Here is a 21,348-nt window from a genome sequence, read left to right as displayed (position 1 = left end):
ATCACCGGGAAAGGGCGGGGGCGGGCTGGGGTTACTCGCCCGTGGGGGTTTCTGCGGCTGTTCTCAGGTTGGGGGCGCTCGCCGGTTCGGCGATGCCGCCGAGGGATTCCGCGAAGGCCGGGTCGGTGGCGGTCTCCGCGGCCACCGCCGGCTGGTCGGCCGGCATGACCGGGGACATCGTGGGTACGGCGATGACCGCCGTGCCGTACGCGCAGATCTCCATCCACATCTCACCGCAGTCCCGGCTGTCGAAGCGCATGCCGATCACCGCGTTCGCGCCGAGGCGCAGGGCCTCCTCGCCGAGGCGGGTCACCGAGTCGGTGCGCCACCGGGTCAGGTTGTCCGGTGCCATCGGGTCGTACGCGCCACCGCGCAGGTTCTTGACACCCTCGCGGTACGGGTTGCGCGTCCTGGCCATCGATGACACCACCTCACCGAGAATCTGGCGGATCTCGTAGCCGGGCAGTTGCTCTGTCGTCACGACCAGCACGGTTCCGATGCTGTCAGGAGTTGCGCGACCCGATCGTGTGCCGTGTTCACCTGATCGGATGCTGCAAAACGACGCGGCGCGGACGGTCGGCACGCCGCCGACCATCCGCGCCGACCGGGCGCTAACTGTCAGACACCGGCCACCGAGGTGATCCAGGCCCGGTTGTACGCGACACTGCCGTAGTTCTGGATGCTCGACCCGTCGGCGGTGGAGGCCACGCCGACCTGCTGGCCGTTGTAGAACTGCGGCCCGCCCGAGTCGCCCCGCCAGGCGTTGCCGTTGATCCGGGTGCTGCGGATCGCCTGCCCGCCGTACGCGTCGGTGGCGCTGTTGCTGGTCACCCGGACGGTGGCGGTCTTGAGCTGGCTGGAGGCGTCGCAACCGCTGTAGCAGGTCATGCCCCACCCGTAGATCGAGTTGGTCGAGTTGATCGGCGGGTTGCTGCTGGCCAGGGACACCGCCGAGGTGCTGACGGTGCTGGAGAGCCGCATGAGGGCCAGGTCGTTACGGGTGTACGTGGCGCTGACGGTGCGGGTGACCCCGCCCGAGGCGCGGTAGACGCTGCCGACCCGGACCGACATCGTGCCGCTGATGCAGTGTCGGGCGGTGAGCACCCACTGCGCGGCGATCACACTGCCCGAGCAGGTGAACGAGCCGTTGCTGAACACCGCGGCCGCCCAGGGGGCGGACGAGACGGTGCCGCCGCCGATGATGGGTTGGGGGCCGGCCGGGGCGGCGGACGCGCCGGACGCGGCGGCGAGGGCGCCGACCAGCGCGGTGCTGATCAGGGCGAGCAGGAGACGAACGCGCATCGGTGGACTCCTTGGAGGGGCTGGGGCCCGGGGTCGCCGGGTGCCCGGTGGCGACAGCGGGAGGTCCCCGCCGCCGCTGGCATCGAGCCATGTCGATGTACTCTAGGGCCGACGAGCATCGTTTTCAAGAAGCTCATCGAGATCAACCAATGTAACGATTCGGCTACCCAACGCGCCGTATATGCCCTGCTGGGGCCGCCTGTCCCGCCCTGCCGGCCGCCCCCGCCGCCGGTTATGTGGATCACTGCCTGAACTGCGCCCGGCCGGTGCGTCCGCGGCGGTATCTGCCAGGTACGCTGGCTGCGCTCGCCCGTTGTGGGTCGGCACCCAACTGCGTACACAGTCAGGAGTGCCCAGTGCCTCGCGTCGTCGTCGACGTCATGCTCAAGCCCGAGATCCTCGATCCGCAGGGCCAGGCCGTCGCAAACGCGCTGCCCCGGCTCGGCGTCAGCGACGTCGCCTCAGTGCGGATCGGCCGGCGCATCGAGATCGACTTCACCGGTGAACCGGACCTGGACCGGGCCCGGGAGATTGCCGACAAGCTGCTCGCCAACCCGGTCATCGAGGACTTCACCGTCCGCCTGGTCGAGACCGACGAGACCGCGGACGCCCGCTCGTGACCGCCCGGGTCGGTGTGGTCACCTTCCCCGGCTCGCTCGACGACGGGGATGCGGCCCGCGCCGTCCGGATCGCCGGCGCCGAGCCCGTCCGGCTCTGGCACGGTGACCCGGATCTGCACGGCGTGGACGCGGTGGTGCTGCCCGGCGGCTTCTCCTACGGTGACTACCTGCGCTGCGGCGCCATCGCCCGGTTCGCCCCGGTGATGGAGACGCTCGTGGACGCCGCCCGGGGTGGCCTGCCGGTGCTCGGCATCTGCAACGGCTTCCAGATCCTCTGCGAGGCGCACCTGCTGCCCGGCGCGCTCACCCGCAACCAGCACCTGCACTTCCGCAACCGGGACCAGGTCCTGCGCGTCGAGTCGGCCGGCACGGCGTGGACCAACGCGTTCCAGCCCGGCCAGGAGATCCTCATCCCGGTGAAGAACGGCGAGGGCTGCTACGTCGCCGACACCGCGACGCTGGACCAGCTCGAAGCCGAGGGGCGGGTCGTCGCGCGCTACGTCGGCGGCAACCCCAACGGGTCGCTGCGCGACATCGCGGCCATCACGAACTCCGCCGGCAACGTCGTCGGCATCATGCCGCACCCCGAGCACGCGGTGGAGGCGCTCACCGGCCCCTCGCTGGACGGCCTGGGCTTCTTCACCTCGGCCCTCAAGCACCTGGTGGGGGCGCCCGCGTGAACGCGAGCAGTCGGTCAGGCGGGCACGAGCGCAGCGAGGAGAGGTCATGACCACCCATCCGGACCCGGTACGGGACACTCCGGAGGCGTACTCCGCCCCGGCGCAGCCGACCGAGCCGCTGGCGCAGCCCGCCGCCCCGTCCCAGCCGGCGACCGCCGACTGGACCGACGGCGTGGACACCGTGCCGCGCGCCGGTGGTACGCCGGGCGAGCTGCAGCCGTACACCGAGCTGGGTCTGCGCGACGACGAGTACGACCGGATCCGGCAGATCCTCGGCCGTCGACCCACCCAGTCCGAGCTGGCGATGTACTCGATCATGTGGAGCGAGCACTGCTCCTACAAGTCGAGCAAGGTGCACCTGCGTCAGTTCGGTGAGAAGGCCCCGCACAGCGACCGAATGCTCGCCGGCATCGGCGAGAACGCCGGCGTGGTGCAGGTCTCCGACGAGCTGGCGGTGACCTTCAAGGTCGAGTCGCACAACCACCCGAGCTTCGTCGAGCCGTACCAGGGCGCGGCGACAGGCGTCGGCGGCATCGTCCGGGACATCCTCGCCATGGGCGCCCGCCCGATCGCCGTGATGGACCCGCTGCGCTTCGGCGCGGCGGACCACCCGGACACCGCCCGGGTGCTGACCGGCGTGGTTGCTGGCGTGGGCGGCTACGGCAACTGCCTCGGCCTGCCCAACATCGGCGGCGAGCTGGTCTTCGACCCGTCCTACCAGGGCAACCCGCTGCTCAACGCGCTCTGCCTGGGTGTGCTGCCGGTCAGCCGGCTGCAGAACAAGGCCGCCGCCGGCCCCGGCAACGTCGTGGTGCTGATGGGCGCCAAGACCGGCCGGGACGGCATCGGCGGCGTGTCGGTGCTGGCCAGCGCCACCTTCGACGAGGGCAGCGAGGCCCGTCGCCCGGCCGTGCAGGTCGGCGACCCGTTCACCGAGAAGCTGCTGATCGAGGCGTGCCTCGAGCTGTACGACGGCCAGCTGGTCGTCGGTATCCAGGACCTCGGCGGCGCCGGCCTGACCTGCGCGCTCACCGAGACCGCAGCGGCGGCCGGCACCGGCATGCGGGTCTGGCTGGAGCGGGTGCCGCTGCGCGAGCCCTCGATGGACCCGCACGAGATCCTGGCCAGCGAGTCGCAGGAGCGGATGCTGCTGGTCGTCGAGCCGGACAAGCTCGAAGCGGTGCTCAAGACCTGCGAGAAGTGGGGCGTGCTCGGCACCGCGATCGGTGAGGTCACCGCGCCCGAGCCGGACGGCCGCCCCGGCCGACTGCTGATCACCTGGCGGGACCACCTGGTCGTCGACGTGCCGCCGGGTTCGCTCGTCGACGACGGCCCGGTCTACGCCCGGCCGATGCGGGAGCCGGCCGACCTGATCCTGCTCCAGGCAGACCGTGCCGAGACGCTGCCCCGCCCGGCCGACCCGGAAGCGCTGCGCGAGACCGTGCTGCGCATGATCGCGTCGCCGAACCTGGCCGACAAGACCTGGGTCACCGAGCAGTACGACCGCTACGTGCTGGGCAACACGGTGCTCGCGCAGCCGGAGGACGGCGGCGTGATCCGGATCGACGAGCGGACCGGGCTCGGTGTGGCGCTGTCGGTGGACGGCAACGGCCGGTACGCCCGGCTCGACCCGTACAACGGCACCAAGCTGGCCCTGGCCGAGGCGTACCGGAACGTGGCGGTGACCGGCGCGAAGCCGATCGCCGTCACCGACTGCCTCAACTTCGGCTCTCCGGAGGACCCGGGCGTGATGTGGCAGTTCGCCGAGGCCGTGCGCGGCCTCGCGGACGGCTGCCTGGAGCTGGGCATCCCGGTCACCGGCGGCAACGTCAGCTTCTACAACCAGACCGGCGCGGCGGCCATCCACCCGACCCCGGTGGTCGGTGTGCTGGGTGTGCTGGACAACGTGGCCGACCGGGTGCCGATGGGCTTCGTCCCGCGTCCCGGCGGCGACCACGATCAGCTCTACCTGCTCGGTGAGACCAACGTCGAGCTGTCCGGCTCGGAGTGGGCCTGGGTGACGCACGAGCACCTCGGCGGCATCCCGCCGCAGGTCGACCTGCTCCGCGAGAAGGCGCTGGCCGAACTGCTGGCTGAGGCGGCCCGGGTGGGTCACCTCAGCTCGGCGCACGACCTGTCCGACGGCGGCCTCGCCCAGAGCCTGGTCGAGTCCTGCCTGCGCCGTGGCGTCGGCGCCCGGATCGCGGTGCCGGAGCAGTTCGCCGACGGTTCGATGCCGTTCGTGTACCTGTTCAGCGAGTCCGCCACGCGGGCGCTGGTGTCGGTGCCGCGGGGCCACGACAAGGCGTTCGCGGCGCTCTGCGCCGAGCGGGGGGTGCCGTTCGAGCTGATCGGCGTCACCGACCCGACCGGCGGCGCGCTGGAGGTGCACGGCCAGTTCCGGATCGGTCTGGACGAGCTGCGTGCCGCGCACACCGAGACGCTGCCGCGTCTCTTCGGCGGCGTTGCGGCCGTCGACGTGCCCGCGCCGGCCGCCGGCGTGGCGGGCGCGGTCGAGGCCGTGCCGCTGCCGGGTGCCCCGGCCGAGCCGGTGGACGCGTCGGAGGTGCTCTCCGAGCCGATCGCCTCGGCCGGTCCGTCCCCGCAGACCGGAGCTGTCGACCCGGTCGGGTCGGAGCAGCCGGGCGAGTCGTCCGAGTCTGACCCCGGTGCCGCCGAGCCGTCGCCTGACGAGCGCTGAGGCGTTGACCGCGGCCGTCTACGGCCAGCCCGGGTCAGGCGCCCGTTTCGACTGGGGCCTGACCGGGGCGGCCGAGCTCGGTCGGGTCTGCGCGGCGCTGGTGGTGGTGGACGTCCTCTCGTTCACCACCGCCGTCGAGGTGGCGGTCGCCCGGGGCATGCGGGTGCACCCGTTCCCGTGGGGCGAGCAGGCCGCCGAGTACGCGGTGCGGGTCGGCGCGGTCGCGGCGGTGGGCCGTCGCCGGGTGACAGCCGACCATCCGTGGTCGCTCTCACCCGCCGCGCTGAGCACCGCGCCCGTCGTGGCCGACCTCGTGCTGCCCTCACCCAACGGCTCCGCGATCAGCGCGGCCGCGAGCGCCACCGGCCTGCCGGTCGTCGCGGCGTGCCTGCGTAACGCGCGCGCCGTCGGGCGTTGGCTGCGCCGCCAGGGGTACGGCACGACGGACGCCCCCATCGGCGTCGTCGCCTCGGGTGAGCGGTGGCCGGACGGGTCGCTACGACCGTCGGTCGAGGACCAGCTCGGCGCGGCGAGCGTGCTGGACGCCCTGTCCGGTGTGCCGGGTGGCCTCTCCGTGGAGGCGGCCATGGCGCTCGCCGCGCTGGCCAGCACTCCGGACGTGCCCGCCGCGGTGCGCGGCAGCGTGTCCGGTCGGGAGTTGACCGAGAGCGGCTTCGGCGCCGACGTCGACGTCGCGGTCCGGGTGGGCGTGTCGGACGTCGTGCCGGTCCTTCGCCAGGGCGTGTTCTCCGCCGCCTGACCGTCGCGGGTCGCCGGCCCGCTCGCGCCGGGTCCAGATCCGCGCTGTGCCGCGACCGCGCCTGTCCGTCCGTCGGCTGCCAGGCGTGATCAACTCGGTCGCCGGGAAGGCGGTGTGTCGAGGTACGACGGACCGCCCGCCTTCCGGGAAGGCGAGTTGATCAGCACAGGACCGGGCGACCAGCGCCCGCAACGGAAACGGCCGCCCGGAGAAACGGGCGGCCGTTCGCCGTCGTGCGGTGTCGTGGTGCCGGTCAGTCGTCCAGCCAGTCGAGGCGTCGGCCCCCCCGCTCGGTGGGCGGCGGGTTGTCCGGCCGGGCCCGGCCGCCCTGCTGCTGTCCGTAGCCGGCCTGGTCGTAGCCCCGGTCGTCGTAGCCGCCGCGTTGCTGCGGGGCTTCCTGTCCGTAGCCGCCCTGGTCGTACCCGCCGGCCTGCTGCTGGCCGTAGCCGGCCTGGTCGTAGCCCCGGTCGTCGTAGCCGCCGCGTTGCTGCGGGGCTTCCTGTCCGTAGCCGCCCTGGTCGTACCCGCCACCCTGCTGCTGGCCGTAGCCGCCCTGGTCGTACGCGCTGGTCGGCTGGCCGTAGCCGCCGGCCGGCTCCGCCGACCGACCGCCGCCGTACGGGGCCGTCGGCTCGGGCTGGCCGTAGCCCGGCGCCTGCTCCGGCTGGTAGACGCCTGTGGCGTACGGGTCGGCCGGAGCCGGGTACTGGGTGCTGTCACCGGTGTACCGGCCGGTCGGCTCGTCGAAACGCTCGCCGTAGCCCGCCCCGCCGGCGGGAGCGGGCGGGTAACCCGCGCCACCGGCCGGGGCCGTGTAGTCACGGCTGCCGTAGCCGCCACCGGAGGAAGGCGCGCTGCCGTAGCCGCCACCCGGGGCCGCGGCACCACCGTAGCCCGCGCCCGAGCCGGGTGCCGCGCCGTAGGCGTCCCCCGCCGGGCCGGCGCCGTAGCCGCCCCCCGGCATTGCCGTCGTGCCGTAACCGCCGCCCGAGGAGGGCGCGTTGCCGTAGCCACCACCGGCGCCGTAGCCGCCCGGGGCGGGCTCGTCGCCGTAGCCGGTGCCACCCCAGCCCTGCTGGTCTGCGGCGCCGTAGGGCTGCGCTGGCGCACCGTACGGGTCCGGAGGCACGTCGTCGACCACCGGGCGGTGCATCATCGTCGGCGCCTCGCTGAGCGCCGCGCCACCGACCATTGTCGGGTCGGGACCGCCACCGGCGGGGTTGACCACCCGGGTGCGGTCGTCCGCGCCGTGGAAGGCACCCCGGGCCGCCGGCACGGCGCCAGCCGCACCGGCCGCGCCAGCGGTCGCCGGCTCGTCATCGTCGTCGCCGCTCTCGCGGCGCTTCATCCAGAGCAGCACGATAGTGCCGACACCGGCCGCGACCAGCAGGCCGCCGAGCAGGATGATCAGGTACGACCCGAAGCCGCCGCCGTCGTCCTCGTTGGCGGCGTTCGCCGGGGCGCCCGGGCTGGCCTCCTCGGACGGCTGCTCCTCGCCGTCCTCCTCGGTCGCCTCCTCGGTGGGGACGGCCTCGGCGCTGGCGGATGGCGTGGCGCTGGGCGTCACCTCAACCTTGATCTCCAGGCTGATCCGCTGGCCGGTGATGGACTGCCCCGCGCTGGCGTTGAAGCTCTTGAACGCCTTGATGTTGTCGGAGGACGCGCCGAGGTCGATCCGCCCGGGAGTGATCGGAGCGGAGGTGCTGCCGGTGAAGCGGAAGTTGCCGCTGCCGTCGCTCAGGGCGTCGTAGCGGTGACCCCCGCTGTCCTGAAGGACGACGAAGGCGTTCGGCACCGCGGTGTTGTCGGCCTTCTTGACCACCTTGCCGGAGACCGACTTGACGGTCTGCGTCTGCTGCGGCGTCGGCGGTGCCGCGGCCTTGCCCTTCACGGTCAGCGAGACGTTGGCGGTGTCCGGGCCCGAAGCGGCCTCCACCGCCACCGTGATGTTGGTGGTCGCGTCGCCGGCGTTGTCGTTGGCCGCGATCCGGACCAGCACCGAGCCCTTCGGGCCGCCCAGGCCGCCGCCGGAGAGTTTGACATCGCCACAGCCACTGGCGCAGCTGACGCCGGACGGCAGCCCGGAGAGGCTGACCTTCGCCGACTCGTCGTTGTCACCGCCCGTGATGCGCACGGTGATCGTGGCGTCGCTGCCGGCGTTCACGGTGACCGAGCCGGGGGAGACGTCGACCTCTGCGGCCAGGGCTGGTGTTGCGGGGACGGCGAGCAGAGCGCCGGCAACCAGCGCTACGACCACACCGGCCCGCTGCTTCCAGGCACGTCGGTGTGTTGACACGTCCACCGCCTTCCGGGCTGACTTCCCTTGACCGGCGGGGCGCCGGGCCGGGGATCATCACGGTACGAATACGCCGTCGGCCACTATGCCTTGTCTGACTGGATCGGCGCGACCCAGGGCCAGCGTCGAGTGCTTCACCTGTGCGTCGTATCGTCCCGTCGTGTCCTCTCCGCACAGTAAGTCCGTCGCCGTGGTGGCGGCTTTGTCGGCGCTTGACGAGGGGCGTACGCCCGAACGGCCGGTACTCCGGGAGGCGGTCCGGTCCTTGTTGGCCGTCCTCGCGGAGCGCGCCCCCGGCCGATCGGTGGAGGTGCGCGTCCCACCATACGGTGCAGTCCAGTGCGTTCCCGGTCCTCGACACACCAGGGGAAACCCGCCGAACGTGGTCGAGATGTCGCCGCAGACCTGGTTGGAGTTGGCCGCCGGCCGGATCACGTGGGCCGAGGCGGTCACCGATGGTCGTGTTCAGGTGAGTGGCATTAGGGCGGACCTCTCGGCGTATCTGCCCCTCTAGCTGCACGGATGTCCGGGTGATCGTGACTCTCGGCAGGGAAATCGTGACTATCTGTATTGACGGCGACTCGCGTACACTGTCAGGCGACGACAGTGGTCCCGGCCGAGGAGTGTGGATCCGCACCGTGATCCCCGCCAGGCCGGTCCAGACCAGCATGAGGGAGCGGTAGTGCCCCGAGGCGACGGCCGGCTGAGCCACGACCTTGACCCCCAACGACCCGGCCCCCAGGACGCCTGCGGCGTCTTCGGTGTCTGGGCCCCCGGTGAAGAGGTCGCCAATCTGACCTACTTCGGCCTCTACGCCCTGCAGCACCGGGGCCAGGAGGCCGCAGGCATCGCGGTGAGCGATGGCTCGGGCGTGGTGGTCTACAAGGATCTCGGCCTGGTGGCCCAGGTCTTCGACGAACCCACCCTGGCCAGCCTGCGTGGCCACCTGGCGATCGGGCACGCCCGATACTCCACGACCGGCGCCTCCAACTGGGAGAACGCCCAGCCGACCATCCGGTCGACCAGTTCCGGCACGACAATCGCGTTGGCCCACAACGGCAACCTGGTCAACACCGCCGAGCTGGAGAAGGAGGTCGCCGAGCGCGGCCTCGTCGCGGACGGTTCGACGAACGACACCTCGCTGGTGACCATGCTGCTGGCCAGCCATCCGGACCTGTCCGTCGAGGCGGCCGCGCTCAAGGTCCTGCCGCAGCTGCGCGGGGCGTTCAGCTTCGTCTTCATGGACGAGTCGACGCTGTACGCGGCCCGCGACGCGCACGGTGTGCGCCCGCTGGTGCTCGGCCGGCTGGAGCGTGGCTGGGTGGTGGCGAGCGAGACCGCCGCGCTGGACATCGTCGGCGCCAGCGTGGTGCGCGAGGTCGAGCCCGGTGAGCTGATCGCGATCGACGAGGAGGGGCTGCGCTCCACCCGGTTCGCGTCGCCGGAGCCGAAGGGCTGCCTCTTCGAGTACGTCTACATCGCCCGCCCGGACGCGACCATCGCCGGGCGCAACGTGCACGCGGCGCGGGTGCAGATCGGCCGTCAGCTGGCCAAGGAACACCCGGTGGAGGCCGATCTGGTCATCCCGGTGCCCGAGTCCGGCACGCCGGCCGCGATCGGTTACGCGGAGGCGTCCGGCATCACCTACGGCGCGGGCCTGATGAAGAACCCGTACGTGGGCCGCACCTTCATCCAGCCGTCGCAGACCCTGCGCCAGCTGGGCATCCGCCTCAAGCTCAACCCCCTGCGGCAGAACGTGCGCGGCAAGCGGCTGGTGGTCGTGGACGACTCGATCGTGCGCGGCAACACGCAGCGGGCCATCGTGCGGATGCTGCGCGAGGCGGGGGCGCTGGAGGTGCACGTCCGGATCTCCTCCCCGCCGGTCAGCTGGCCGTGCTTCTACGGCATCGACTTCGCCACTCGGGCGGAGCTGCTGGCCAACGGGTTGGACAACGACGGCATCCGGCGTTCCATCGGCGCCGACACGCTGGGTTACGTCTCGCTTCCTGGCCTGATCGCCGCGACCGAGCAGCCGAAGACCCGGCTGTGTCGGGCGTGTTTCGATGGGGAGTACCCGATCGAGCTGCCGGCCGGCAACCTGATCGGCAAGCACGTCCTCGAAGGGGTGGGCCGCCGGGTCGCCAACGCGACGTCGGAAGCCCCGGACAGCTTCGGCCCGCTCGTCGCCACTCCGGGCGGCGTGACCGCAAACCGCCCGTAGCACCAACCGGCGCGGCCCGGCCACCGCCGGCGCGGCACCGAGAAGCACAAAGGGGAGAACCGTGACGCACGTGTCCGAGCGCAGCGGCGCAGGAAGCAGCCCGACCGGCGCTGGCGGCGACCACCAGCCGTGGACGGGCGGTGCCGGCCGTCAGGCCCGTAAACGCTCGGTCTCGTACGCCGACGCCGGGGTCTCCATCGACGCGGGCGACCGTGCGGTGGAGCTGCTCAAGTCGAAGGTGCGCCAGACCCGCCGCCCCGAGGTGCTGGGTGACCTCGGCGGCTTCGCCGGCCTGTTCCGGCTGGACACGAAGAAGTACAAGAGCCCGATCCTGGCGTCGTCGACCGACGGTGTGGGCACCAAGCTGGTGATCGCCCAGCAGATGGACATCCACGACACGGTCGGCATCGACCTGGTCGCGATGGTCGTCGACGACCTGGTGGCCTGCGGTGCCGAGCCGCTGTTCCTGCTCGACTACATCGCCACCGGCGAGGTCGTTCCGGACAAGGTGGCTGAGATCGGCGCGGGCATCGCCGACGGCTGCCGGTACGCGGGCTGCGCGCTGCTGGGCGGGGAGACCGCCGAGCACCCCGGTGTGCTGCGCCCGGACGAGTACGACATCTCCGCCACCGGCGTGGGCGTGGTCGAGGAAGCCGACATCCTCAGCCCCGAGCGGGTCGAGGTGGGCGACGCGGTGATCGCCATGCGCTCCTCCGGCCTGCACTCCAACGGCTACTCCCTGGTCCGGCACGTGCTGCTGGGTGCGGCCCGGATGCGTCTGGACATCGTGATCGACGACTTCGGTCGGCAGCGGACCCTGGGTGAGGAGCTGCTCACCCCGACCAAGATCTACGCGAAGGACTGCCTCAAGCTGATCGCCGAGGCCGAGGTGCGGACGCTGTCCCACATCACCGGCGGCGGCATCCCCGGCAACCTGGTCCGGGTGCTGCCGGAGCACGTCGACGCGGTGGTCAACCGGTCCACCTGGAAGCCGCAGCCGATCTTCGACCTGATCCAGTCGAAGGGCCGGATCGACGACCACGACATGGAGTCGACCTTCAACATGGGTGTCGGCATGTTCGCGATCGTCTCGGCCGAGGACGCCGACCGTGCGCTGGCCACCCTGACCGGCCGTGGGGTCGAGGCATGGCAGGCCGGCGAGATCATCGAGGGCACGGGCAACGTGCAGATGGTCGGTCAGCACACTCGCGGATGATCACGTTCCGGTGATCGTACGGGCACCTGATCAGGGCTTCACCCGAGTGGCCAGTGCCGCCTAGCCTGAAGGGCTCAGGCTGGGCGGAGGAGGGTGATGGCTGCCGCGGGACTGTCGTTCAGCGGGATGCGCGGTCTGGCCGCGGTCCCGTCGTACGTCGTCATGCAGCCGACCACCCTCTGCAACCTCGACTGCGCGTACTGCTACCTGCCGTTTCGGGCCGCTGACCGGCGGATGTCGGTGCCGGTGGCCGAGGCGGTGGCGGCGGCGGTCAACCCGTGGGCGGCGGCCGGCCGCTTCTCCGTCGTGTGGCACGGCGGCGAGCCGCTGGCCGCCGGCCGGGAGCACCTGGCCGCCCTGATCGCGCCCTTCGGGCCCGAGGTCGAGCACCACGTGCAGACGAACGCCACGCTGATCGACGACGAGTGGTGCGCCTTCTTCGCCCGCCACGAGGTGCGGGTGAGCGTGAGCGTGGACGGGCCCGCCGAGCGCAATGGCGACCGGGTCAACCGTGGCGGTCAGCCGGCGTACGAGAAGATCCTGCGTGGTGTGGCGGCGCTGCGCCGCCACGGGCTGCCCTTCTCGGCGCTGGCCGTGGTGTCCCGGCCGGCGCCGGGGCTCGCCGCCGAGCTGTACGACTACTTCCTCGGGCTGGGCTGCGACGTGCTGGGCATCAACATCGAGGAGACCGAGGGGGTCAACACCCGCGACAACAGCCATGACGCGGCGGCGGTGACGGCGTTCTGGGCCGAGTTGGTGTCGGCCTGGCGCAAGGAGCCGCGGATCCACCTGCGCGAGGTCGAGTGGTCGCTGCGGTACGCGGCTGCGGTGCTCGACGGCGCGGCGGACGGCGTGTTGCCCCGTCGGCTGGACCCGATCCCGACCATCGGGCACGACGGCTCGGTGACCGTGCTCTCCCCGGAGCTGGCCGGCTTCACCGATCCGCACTACGGCGACTTCAGCAGTGGGAACGTGCTGGCCACCCCGCTGGCCCGGATCCTGACGGACGCGGCGTCGACGCCCTGGGTGGGTGAGTTCCTGACGGGCGTGGAGGCGTGCCGGGCGTCGTGCCCGTACTTCGGCTTCTGTGGCGGCGGTCATGCCGCCAACCGTTACTTCGAGCTGGGGCGTTTTGACGGTACGGAGACCGAGCACTGCCGCAACAGCAAGATCCGCCTATTGGAGGGAGTGTTGGAGCATGCCCGAGACCACCAGTCACCGGCGGCCTGAGCGCGAAGCGGACGACCCCCCGGACGGAGTGACCGAACGGGTGCGGGAGGCCGCCCCCGGGCTCGTCGCGCTGCTTCAGGAGGCCGAGGACGCGCGGCGGCTGCGGGCGGAGGTGTCGGGCGGAGACGGCGTCAGCGCGGTCTGCGCCTGGAACCACTTCGAGAACATCCCGACCTTCTACAACTGGAACAACCGCCCGCGCTGAGGCCGACCGTGATCAGGGGCCTGTCGGCCGGCCGGAGTTGACCTCCGGCCAGGGCAGGCCCCTGATGATCGGCACCGGTCTCGCTCCCGATGGGCACATGCGTGAGCACGCGGGGGTTACCGCGTGCTCAGCTGCGTCGAGAGGTCAGCGGGTCGGTCGGACCCAGGGATCCGGGTCGTCGTCCGCGTGATTCTCATCATCGTCGTCGACGAACTCTTTAGAGTCGTCGTCGAAGTGGTGCTCAGACTTACCAGCACCCGCCAGTTCGCGCTGCAAGGCGGTGAGGTCGGTGTTCGGGGAGTGGTACTTCAACTCCCGGGCCACCTTCGTCTGCTTGGCCTTAGCACGGCCGCGCCCCATGGCTCGACCCCCTCGCACAGAATGCGGGGCAGCCCGAAGGCGGGCCCCGATGACGTCAGGCATCTCTCGTGGCTCTTACGGTACATGGGGATGCCATCGTTCGGCACCTCGGGTTACCGTCAGCCGGCTCTGCGCGTCGCGGCGATCCGGCCGTCACCCAGTGTACCTGGTAAGGAGCGGAACGAGGAGCACCCGTGACACCGGACAAAACACGCCAAACTTGACCTGGGCTCAGCTTACCGAGCCGGACCGGCGTGGGAGGCCCGGAGGCGGATCCTGGTCGATCCGCCTCCGACTCCGAAAGGCGTCAGCGCAGGTGGATCGTGCGCAGGCGACCGACCTCGGCCATCCGCCGCTCGGCCAGCCGGTCCGCGGCGACCGCCGGCGGAACGCCCTCGGCGTCCGCCAGGTGCAGGATCTCGCGGGTGGTGTCGTAGATCCCGGTGGCCCGCAGCTTCGCCCGCTCGAAGTTGAAGCCCTCGATCTCGTCGGCCACCTGGATCACGCCGCCGGCGTTGACCACGTAGTCGGGGGTGTAGAGGATGCCCCGGTCGGCCAGCAGCTTCTCGATGCCCGGGTGCGCGAGCTGGTTGTTCGCCGCCCCGGTCACCACCTTCGCGCGCAGCGCCGGCACCGAGTCGTCGTTCAGAGCGCCGCCCAGCGCGCACGGGGCGTACACGTCGATGTCCGCCGCGACCAGCGCGGTGGCGTCGTCCACCAGGCTGACCTCCGGGTGGTTCGCGCGCACCCAGGCCAGGGCCTTCGGGTTGACGTCGGTGGCGACCACCTCCGCGCCGTCCTCCAGCAGGTGCCCGGTCAGGTACTTGCCGACCTTGCCGAGGCCCGCCACGCCGACGCGCCGGCCACGCAGGCTCGGCGTGCCCCAGACGTGCTCGGCGGCGGCCCGCATCCCCTGGAAGACACCCCATGCGGTCAGGATCGAGGAGTCACCGGCGCCGCCGTGCTCCACGCTGCGGCCGGTCACGTACCGGGTCTCGCGGGCGATGATGTCCATGTCGGCCACGTAGGTGCCGACGTCGCAGGCGGTGTAGTAACGGCCGGCCAGCGACTCCACGAAGCGGCCGTACGCGCGCAGCAGCGCCTCGCTCTTGATCTGCTCCGGGTCGCCCCAGATGACGGCCTTGCCGCCGCCCAGGTCGAGCCCGGCGAGCGCGTTCTTGTACGCCATCCCGCGGGACAGGTCGAGCACGTCGGCGAGCGCGTCGTCCTCGCTGTCGTACGGGTAGAAGCGGGTGCCGCCGAGCGCCGGCCCCAGCGCGGTGGAGTAGATCCCGATGATCGCCTTGAGGCCGCTCTGCTTGTCCTGGCAGAAGACGACCTGTTCGTGACCTGTCGATATCGCGTCGTCGGTGCTCGCGAATACGCCCATGACTGGCTCCTGAAGGTGGTGTGCGTTCCTTGTGGGACGCGGACCTGGTGGACCCCGGCGGGGATGCTGCCGGTGCGGTCGAGCCTAGTATCGGCCGCCGTACGGCCGCCCGACGTGCCCGGCGTCATCCCACGTTGCGGCGCGTGTGGTCCGGCCGCTGGGCCCGTACGGGTGCGGTTCGTGGGAGGATCGCGCGGTGCCGTCGCTCTTCGCTTCATACCTGCGCGTGTACGAGCCGCTGACCGCCTTCGACCGGGACCGGCAGAGCTACTGGCGCCGCTACGTCTCGGAAGGGCGGGCGGTCGCCCCGGTCGAGGGCCCCGGCCGCCAGCGGACGGCGGTGATCGAAGCGCTGGGCGCGGGCTGGACCAGGCTGCCGGACCTGCCCGAGGAGGCGTACGTCCTGGAGACGGACGACGGCCTGCTGGTCTGCCCCTGGAACCTGCGCATCCGGGTCGCCGAGGCGGCGCTCAACGCCCGGGACGGGGTGCCCTCGGTGCTCGCCGACGCGTTCGTGCCGCCGGTGCTCGCCGGGCAGGCCAAGGCGGTCGTCGACGACTGGCGCAGCGGTGCCCGGGTGCTGGAGCACGGGGTGCCCCGGGTGCACGAGCAGATCGCCACCTGGGGTGTGCCGCTGCGGTGGTTCGTGCTCTTCGACCCGGCGGAACGGGACCTGGTCACCGAACCGGGCCGGCGGGCGCTGCGCTACCGGACGGAGATCTCCAAGGCCCGTCGCCGATCGTCGCGGGCGCTGTCGGTGCTGCGTAAGTCGGTGGGCGAGGCACCGATCACCGAGGCGGTGGAGGAGGCGGCCCGCTGGCTGGAGGAGTTCCACCCGCGCTCGGTGGTGGAGCTGGACTACGGCGGCCTGGTCGCCCTGCTCTCCGACGAGACCCTCGCCGCGGACGACTCGCCGGAGCTGGTCGCCGGTGGCCTCGCGGGGCTGTCGCGCGGCGAGGCCGAGGAGGCGTCCGCCGCGTACGACAAGTTGGTGGCCCGGTGGCGTGCCGTACAGCTGCTGGAACGGTGCAACTGAGGCATTTCGCCCTAGGAGCGCTCCCAAGGCGAGGTTCCCTCGTAGTTGACGCATCACGAACCGTGATCATGAGTCCGAATAAGGTAGTTTCTGCCGTGTAAAAGTCGTAAAAATCGGGCATGGTTCATCCGTCCGTCTAGGGACCTTCATCCGTTCGGCCCATGTCGGACATCGGGGACTAGCCGGACCATGGGAGACGCGTCGGCCGGCGGGACCCCGGCCGATGTCTATACATGTGGAGGAGTGACCGATGGCATCGCGAACGCACGAACCAGAGCCGCTACTCACACCGGCCGAGGTGGCGTCGATGTTCCGTGTCGACCCGAAGACGGTGACCCGGTGGGCGAAGGCGGGCAAGCTCAGTGCCATCCGCACCCTGGGTGGCCACCGTCGATACCGCGAGTCGGAGGTCAGGGCGTTGCTGCAGGGTCAGATCCCGCAGCAGCGGCAGGGCGACTGAGCCGGCACGAGTTTTTTTCCGACAAAGGGCGGTGGATCTCGATCCACCGCCCTTTGTCGTGCCGCCTCAGCGTTGCCCCTCGGTAAGCGTGACCCGGATGCCGACGGTGCCGCCCTCGCCGCGGCGCAGCCGGCTGCCGAGCAGGCTGAGGCGGCCGATCAGCCGGTACTTGTGCTTGAGCAGGTCGCGGACCCGGCCCGTGTCGCGGCCACCGTAGAGGGTCGCGTGGGCGGGCACCTCCGCCCCGTGCGGCCGGCCCCGGACGTCGCACGGGGCCACTGTCACCTCGCCGTTGTGGCGGATCCGCTTCACCTTCCCCGAGTCGGCCCGGGTCCAGACGGCCAACGCGTCCCCGTCGCGGACCGCCCAGACCGGGGTCGGCACCGCCCGACCGTCCTTGCGGAAGGTCGTGAGCAGGAGGTACTTCTCGGCCGACAGCCGGTCCAGCGTGGTCACGCCGCCCAGGATACGGCCGCTGCGGGCCACTGAGTGGCCAGATAGCGTGAACGTCGTGACGGGGGAGCCTCTAATCGGTGACGTGGTCGGCGAACTGCTGCGGGACGCGCTCGCCGTGGCAACCGGGGTCGGGCCCCGGCCCATGGTCGGCGGGCGGCTGCCCCGGCCGGTCATCGAGATCATCGAACGGGACGACGGCCTGATCAACGGGGCTCCGGCCGCGCACTACCTCGACGGGCCAGCCGACTGGCAGCCGTACGACCACCGGGCCGTCGACCGGGCGCGGGGCGAGACGCTGGACGTCGGCACCGGGGCCGGTCGGATCGCGCTGCTGCTCCAGGAGCGCGGCGTACCGGTCACCGGGCTGGACACGTCGGCGGGCGCGCTCGCGGTGAGCGGGCGTCGCGGCGTACGGCGGCTGGTGCACGGCACGGTGGACACGCACGTCGCCGACGGCCAGCGGTACGACACGTTCCTGCTGCTCGGCAACAACCTCGGGCTGTTCGAGGGGCGGGAACGGGCACCAAGGTTCCTGGCCGCGCTCGCCGCGCTGGCCCGACCGGGAGCGCAGATCATCGCGCACGGCACCAACCCGTACGGCACCCGCGACCCGCTGCACACCGGCTATCACGAGCGCAACCGCCGCCGGGGCCGGCTCGGTGGCCAGCTGCGACTACGGCTGCGCTACCGGGAGCTGGGCACCGAGTGGTTCGACTATCTGGTCTGCTCGCCCGACGAGTTCGCCGAGCTGGTGCACGGCAGCGACTGGCGGCTGACCGATGTGGACGAGCGCGACGCCCCCTACTACCTGGCCACCCTGCGGCTCGCCGGCTGACCGGCGAAGGGCCCCTCGTCGACGAGGAGCCCTTCGCGCGGATCAGACCTGGACGGTCGGGGGCAGGTTCTCGGGCGGGAGGCCGCCATCGCCGTCGACCACCTCGTCGGGGGTGCCGTCCTCGTCGATGTCGACCATGGTGATGTCCACCTTGCCGTCACCGTCGGTGTCGAACTGGAACAGGTCGGCCTTGCCGTCGCCGTCGGTGTCCACCACCCACACGTCGGTCTTGCCGTCGTTGTTGGTGTCGGCGCGCAGCAGGTCGACCCGCTCGTCGCCCCGGGTCTCCACGGTCTCGGAGTCGGTGCTCTCCCCGGTGGTGACGCTCTCCGGTGCCTGGCTCATCTCGATGCGGTCCTTCCCTCTGGGTTGACGGGCCGTACGTACCCGATCGCGCGCTCCCCCACGCATGGACGCGGTCGTCGTGCTGTCTAGGGTCGCACCATGAGCGAGCGGAGCGGGCCGAGGACCCGGGCCGGCGTGGCGGGGACCCCGCGCGCCACCGGGACGGACAGGGAGGCGTGATGAACGATCGTTTCGTGGTCGTCGGTGCGGGCACGATGGGGCTCGGCATCGCGTACGTGGCGGCCGGCGCCGGGCACGCCGTCGAGCTGGTCGAGGTGGACCAGGCACGGGGCGCGACAGCGCTGACCCGGCTCGCCGACCTGTGGGAGCGGGCGGTGCAGCGCGGCAAGCTGACCGCCGACGAGGCCGCCGCGAACCGGGAGAGGGTGACGCTGCGTCCGAGCCTCGCCGAGGTCGCCGCCGCCCCGGCGGTGCTCGTGGAGGCGGTGCCCGAGCGGCTCGACCTCAAGCGGACGGTGCTGCGGGACGCCGCCGCGCTGAGCCCGGCCCTGCTCGCGAGCAACACGTCGAGCATCTCCATCGGCGAGTTGGCCGCTGGCCTGGACGCGCCCGAGCGCTTCCTCGGCCTGCACTTCTTCAACCCGGTCTGGGCGATGGCGCTGCTGGAGATCGTGGTCGGCCCGGCGACCGCCGAGGAGACCACCGCGGAGGCCGTCGCGCTCGCCGGTCGGCTCGGCAAGGACCCCGTCGTCGTACGCGACCTGCCCGGCTTCGCCACCTCCCGGCTCGGGGTCACCCTCGGGCTGGAGGCGATCCGGATGGTCGCCGATCAGGTGGCCAGCCCGGCCGACATCGACAAGGCGATGGTGCTGGGCTACCGGCACCCGATCGGGCCGCTGGAACTCACCGACCTGGTCGGCCTGGACGTGCGACTGGACATCGCCCGCACCCTCCAGGCCGCGTACGGGGACCGCTTCGCGCCGCCGCCGTTGCTCGAGGAGATGGTGGCCGCCGGCCGGCTGGGCAAGAAGTCCGGGCAGGGCTTCTACACGTGGGACGGCGGTGTGAAGCGGTGAGCGGTCTGCGGATCGAGGAGCTGCCGGATCGGCTCGTGGTGACGCTGGCCCGGCCGGAGAAGCGCAACGCCATCGACGCCGACCTGATCGCCGAGCTGCACCAGGTCTGCGCCGAGCTGGAGGCGCACCCCCGACTGCTGCTGTTGACCGGGGGCGCGGAGGGCATCTTCGCCGGTGGCGCCGATATCGGTCAGCTCCGCGAACGGGGCCGCACGGACGCGCTGGCCGCGATCAACTCGGCGGCCTTCGCCCGGATCAGGGCGCTGCCGATGCCGAGCGTGGCCGCCGTCGACGGGCCGGCGTTGGGCGGTGGCGCGGAGCTGGCGTACGCCTGCGATCTGCGGGTGTGCACGGCCCGGGCGGTCTTCGGCCAGCCGGAGGTGCGGTTGGGCATTCTGGCCGGCGCCGGCGCGACCCACCGGCTGCCCGCCCTCATCGGCGAGGGCCGGGCCAAGGAGCTGCTGTTCACGGGCCGGCGGGTGGACGCCGCCGAGGCGCTGCGCATCGGTCTGGTGAACCGGGTGGTGGACGAGCCCGGCGACCTGCTGACGGTGGCACACGGGCTGCTGGACGAGATGGCGCAGGGCTCCCCGCTGGCGTTGCGGCTCACCAAACTGGCGGTGGACGCGCCCGCCGCCGCACATCCGCAGCTCGACCTGGTCAGCCAGGCGGTGCTCTTCGAGGACGAGGAAAAGCACCGCCGCATGACCGAGTTCCTGGAGCGCCGCCGAGCCCGCTGAGGCACGAACGCAGGACGGCCGCACCGGCTCGGAAGCCGGTGCGGCCGTCGCGGTCCGCGGTGGTGCTCAGTGCCGGATCTGCACCCCGGTGTCGGCGAGGGCCCGGATCACCTGGGCCGACTCACCGAAACCGATGATGAGAACGGCGTCCGCGCCGAATTCCTTGATCTCCTTCGCGCCGCCGGTGAAGTCCACCGGCGCCGCCGAGGCGTCGGCCGGCGGGTCGTACGTGAGCAGCTTGAGTCGGTCGCCGGCGATGCCGGCCTTCTCCAGCTCGTCACGGACGGTGGCCTGGAGGCCCTCACCGTAGGAGTCCTTACGGGCGACGATGACGATCTTCTGCGACCCGTCGCGGAGGATCACGTCGGCAAGCGCCCGACCCTGCAGGCTGTCCGGCGGGGCGGTCCGGAAGTAGAGGCCCTTGTCCTCGACGTCGGTCAGGCTGGCGTCGGTGTTCGACGGAGAAAAGAGGATCTTGCCGGCCTTGACCACGTCCGGCAGCACCTCCCGGGAGATTCCCGAGCCGCCGGCGCCGATGATGATGCTGACCCCGTCCGCCACATGCTTGGCGACGGTCGCCTTGGCCACCGTCGTGCTGGTGCCGTCGTCGCCGTCCTTCCACGTCACCGGCTTGCCCAGGGCGCCGCCCGCGGCGTTGACCTCCCGGATCGCCAGCGCCGCGCCGGCCGCCATCGGCGGGTAGGCGATCGCCAGGTCACCGGTCTTCGGCAGCAGGCCGCCCACGATCAGCGGCTGCTGGGCGTCGGCGTCACCGGGTCGGGCCTTCTTCGCCTTCGGCGGCGTCTTGGTGCTCGCCGCGGACTCGGCGCCCGCGCCGACGAACTCGGTCTTACCGTCGTTGATCTGCTGGCCGTCGAAGGTCAGCGTGGCGTAGCTCGCGGTGGCCGGCTCACCCTTGTCGGTGAAACCGGCGCGGGTCAGCGAGACGCTGCGGTACTCGATGTCCTGCCCGGCCCGGGCCAACGTCAGGCAGGCGGCAGGGGTCTCGCACCGCTGACCGTTGTTGGTGACGCCGACGATCTGCTTGGCGATGGCGGCCGGGTCGGTGCTGCCGGCCAGTTGGGCGGCGAGCACACCGATCACCACCGCGTCGTACGTCTCGGCGGCGTAGAGGTAGTCCGTCAGAGCCGGATCGACGGACCGTAGCCGGCTCTTGAAGTCGTCGGGCAGTGGGGTGAGCGGCGTCGTCCCCTTCATCCCATCGACCAGAGCGGCGCGTTCCTTCAACTCCGCTGGGTAGGAGTTGAGCATGTTGCCGTCCGTGCCGTAGAGGCGCACCTGTTGGGCGCTTCCCTCCTCGGCCTTGTCATCCCCGCAAGCGCTTGTGGCGAGCAGGATCGTCGCGCAGGCGGCCAGTGTGGCCACCCGCGAGCGGCGTGATACGAGCATGGTCGTCCTTCCTCCGGCGAAGGTCCGCTGCGCACATTAGCGTGCCCA

Annotated in this window: 22 protein-coding genes; 14 read left to right on the top strand and 8 right to left on the bottom strand. The window is 71.7% G+C overall.

The genetic code is table 11. The features are described from left to right. Positions 1 to 31 precede the first annotated feature (31 nt). Together AB0B39_RS06200 and AB0B39_RS06195 are read right to left on the bottom strand one after the other, a co-directional pair. Complete coding sequence (locus AB0B39_RS06200; protein WP_234583158.1) at positions 32 to 595, bottom strand: YbjQ family protein; 564 nt, start codon at positions 593 to 595, stop codon at positions 32 to 34. 23 nt (positions 596 to 618) lie between these two features. Further along, positions 619 to 1,302, bottom strand: a complete 684-nt coding sequence (locus AB0B39_RS06195) for a DUF1986 domain-containing protein (RefSeq protein ID WP_357573629.1) — start codon at positions 1,300 to 1,302, stop codon at positions 619 to 621. Positions 1,303 to 1,658: 356 nt separating this feature from the next. Here AB0B39_RS06195 and purS point away from each other — a divergent pair, with 356 nt between their 5' ends. From purS to AB0B39_RS06175, 4 genes are read left to right on the top strand one after another with little or no spacing between them, the layout of a single operon-like run. Further along, positions 1,659 to 1,922, top strand: a complete 264-nt coding sequence (gene purS / locus AB0B39_RS06190; protein WP_007454310.1) for a phosphoribosylformylglycinamidine synthase subunit PurS — start codon at positions 1,659 to 1,661, stop codon at positions 1,920 to 1,922. After that, the gene (gene purQ / locus AB0B39_RS06185; protein ID WP_234583160.1) at positions 1,919 to 2,602 is read left to right on the top strand and encodes a phosphoribosylformylglycinamidine synthase subunit PurQ; all 684 of its coding nucleotides are present in this window, start codon (positions 1,919 to 1,921) and stop codon (positions 2,600 to 2,602) included. The genes purS and purQ overlap by 4 nt, the downstream gene beginning before the upstream one ends. A gap of 46 nt (positions 2,603 to 2,648) precedes the next feature. Beyond that, positions 2,649 to 5,303, top strand: a complete 2,655-nt coding sequence (gene purL / locus AB0B39_RS06180; protein WP_357573628.1) for a phosphoribosylformylglycinamidine synthase subunit PurL — start codon at positions 2,649 to 2,651, stop codon at positions 5,301 to 5,303. A 4-nt stretch (positions 5,304 to 5,307) separates the two neighbouring features. After that, positions 5,308 to 6,063, top strand: coding sequence for a 2-phosphosulfolactate phosphatase (locus AB0B39_RS06175; RefSeq protein WP_357492081.1), 756 nt, complete (start codon positions 5,308 to 5,310; stop codon positions 6,061 to 6,063). Positions 6,064 to 6,316: 253 nt separating this feature from the next. On the opposite strand, the gene AB0B39_RS06170 is transcribed toward AB0B39_RS06175, so the two are convergent. Further along, the gene (locus AB0B39_RS06170; protein WP_357573627.1) at positions 6,317 to 8,359 is read right to left on the bottom strand and encodes a hypothetical protein; all 2,043 of its coding nucleotides are present in this window, start codon (positions 8,357 to 8,359) and stop codon (positions 6,317 to 6,319) included. A gap of 190 nt (positions 8,360 to 8,549) precedes the next feature. Here AB0B39_RS06170 and AB0B39_RS06165 point away from each other — a divergent pair, with 190 nt between their 5' ends. From AB0B39_RS06165 to amcA, 5 genes are all read left to right on the top strand, one after another. Next, positions 8,550 to 8,873, top strand: coding sequence for a sterol carrier family protein (locus tag AB0B39_RS06165; protein WP_357492079.1), 324 nt, complete (start codon positions 8,550 to 8,552; stop codon positions 8,871 to 8,873). Positions 8,874 to 9,041: 168 nt separating this feature from the next. Beyond that, positions 9,042 to 10,580, top strand: coding sequence for an amidophosphoribosyltransferase (purF, locus tag AB0B39_RS06160; RefSeq protein WP_234583164.1), 1,539 nt, complete (start codon positions 9,042 to 9,044; stop codon positions 10,578 to 10,580). A 61-nt stretch (positions 10,581 to 10,641) separates the two neighbouring features. Beyond that, positions 10,642 to 11,796, top strand: coding sequence for a phosphoribosylformylglycinamidine cyclo-ligase (gene purM, locus AB0B39_RS06155; protein ID WP_357491416.1), 1,155 nt, complete (start codon positions 10,642 to 10,644; stop codon positions 11,794 to 11,796). 126 nt (positions 11,797 to 11,922) lie between these two features. Then, positions 11,923 to 13,026, top strand: coding sequence for a cyclophane-forming radical SAM peptide maturase AmcB (gene amcB / locus AB0B39_RS06150; RefSeq protein WP_357492077.1), 1,104 nt, complete (start codon positions 11,923 to 11,925; stop codon positions 13,024 to 13,026). Then, complete coding sequence (gene amcA / locus AB0B39_RS06145; RefSeq protein ID WP_234583167.1) at positions 12,995 to 13,231, top strand: multiple cyclophane-containing RiPP AmcA; 237 nt, start codon at positions 12,995 to 12,997, stop codon at positions 13,229 to 13,231. The genes amcB and amcA overlap by 32 nt, the downstream gene beginning before the upstream one ends. Positions 13,232 to 13,375: 144 nt before the next feature. Here amcA and AB0B39_RS06140 read toward each other — a convergent pair whose 3' ends face one another. Beyond that, positions 13,376 to 13,591, bottom strand: coding sequence for a DUF3073 domain-containing protein (locus tag AB0B39_RS06140; protein ID WP_007454329.1), 216 nt, complete (start codon positions 13,589 to 13,591; stop codon positions 13,376 to 13,378). 307 nt (positions 13,592 to 13,898) lie between these two features. Continuing rightward, positions 13,899 to 14,981 carry a Glu/Leu/Phe/Val dehydrogenase gene (locus tag AB0B39_RS06135; RefSeq protein ID WP_357491413.1) on the bottom strand — a complete coding sequence of 361 codons (1,083 nt, stop codon included), beginning with the start codon at positions 14,979 to 14,981 and terminating at the stop codon, positions 13,899 to 13,901. A gap of 196 nt (positions 14,982 to 15,177) precedes the next feature. On the opposite strand from AB0B39_RS06135, the gene AB0B39_RS06130 reads away from it, so the two are divergent. After that, positions 15,178 to 16,017 (top strand): hypothetical protein, encoded by an 840-nt coding sequence (locus AB0B39_RS06130; RefSeq protein ID WP_357573626.1) that lies wholly within the window; start codon positions 15,178 to 15,180, stop codon positions 16,015 to 16,017. A gap of 250 nt (positions 16,018 to 16,267) precedes the next feature. After that, positions 16,268 to 16,477, top strand: coding sequence for a BldC family transcriptional regulator (locus AB0B39_RS06125; RefSeq protein WP_007073996.1), 210 nt, complete (start codon positions 16,268 to 16,270; stop codon positions 16,475 to 16,477). Positions 16,478 to 16,543: 66 nt separating this feature from the next. Here the strand turns inward: AB0B39_RS06125 and AB0B39_RS06120 are convergent, their stop codons facing one another. Beyond that, complete coding sequence (locus AB0B39_RS06120; RefSeq protein WP_234583170.1) at positions 16,544 to 16,933, bottom strand: PPOX class F420-dependent oxidoreductase; 390 nt, start codon at positions 16,931 to 16,933, stop codon at positions 16,544 to 16,546. 55 nt (positions 16,934 to 16,988) lie between these two features. On the opposite strand from AB0B39_RS06120, the gene AB0B39_RS06115 reads away from it, so the two are divergent. After that, positions 16,989 to 17,768, top strand: a complete 780-nt coding sequence (locus AB0B39_RS06115) for a class I SAM-dependent methyltransferase (protein ID WP_234583171.1) — start codon at positions 16,989 to 16,991, stop codon at positions 17,766 to 17,768. A 42-nt stretch (positions 17,769 to 17,810) separates the two neighbouring features. On the opposite strand, the gene AB0B39_RS06110 is transcribed toward AB0B39_RS06115, so the two are convergent. Next, the gene (locus tag AB0B39_RS06110; RefSeq protein WP_234583172.1) at positions 17,811 to 18,113 is read right to left on the bottom strand and encodes a hypothetical protein; all 303 of its coding nucleotides are present in this window, start codon (positions 18,111 to 18,113) and stop codon (positions 17,811 to 17,813) included. A gap of 179 nt (positions 18,114 to 18,292) precedes the next feature. On the opposite strand from AB0B39_RS06110, the gene AB0B39_RS06105 reads away from it, so the two are divergent. Both AB0B39_RS06105 and AB0B39_RS06100 read left to right on the top strand, forming a co-directional pair. Continuing rightward, positions 18,293 to 19,150 carry a 3-hydroxyacyl-CoA dehydrogenase family protein gene (locus AB0B39_RS06105; RefSeq protein ID WP_357573625.1) on the top strand — a complete coding sequence of 286 codons (858 nt, stop codon included), beginning with the start codon at positions 18,293 to 18,295 and terminating at the stop codon, positions 19,148 to 19,150. Continuing rightward, a complete protein-coding gene (locus AB0B39_RS06100) occupies positions 19,147 to 19,890 on the top strand; it encodes an enoyl-CoA hydratase/isomerase family protein (protein ID WP_357491406.1) in 744 nt (247 codons plus the stop codon). The genes AB0B39_RS06105 and AB0B39_RS06100 overlap by 4 nt, the downstream gene beginning before the upstream one ends. 66 nt (positions 19,891 to 19,956) lie before the next feature. On the opposite strand, the gene AB0B39_RS06095 is transcribed toward AB0B39_RS06100, so the two are convergent. Beyond that, positions 19,957 to 21,300 carry an ABC transporter substrate-binding protein gene (locus tag AB0B39_RS06095; RefSeq protein ID WP_357491404.1) on the bottom strand — a complete coding sequence of 448 codons (1,344 nt, stop codon included), beginning with the start codon at positions 21,298 to 21,300 and terminating at the stop codon, positions 19,957 to 19,959. Positions 21,301 to 21,348 lie beyond the last annotated feature (48 nt).

This window comes from Micromonospora sp. NPDC049114, assembly GCF_040648635.1.
Taxonomy (GTDB): domain Bacteria; phylum Actinomycetota; class Actinomycetes; order Mycobacteriales; family Micromonosporaceae; genus Micromonospora.
This window is presented reverse-complemented; position numbering and strand designations above follow the sequence as displayed.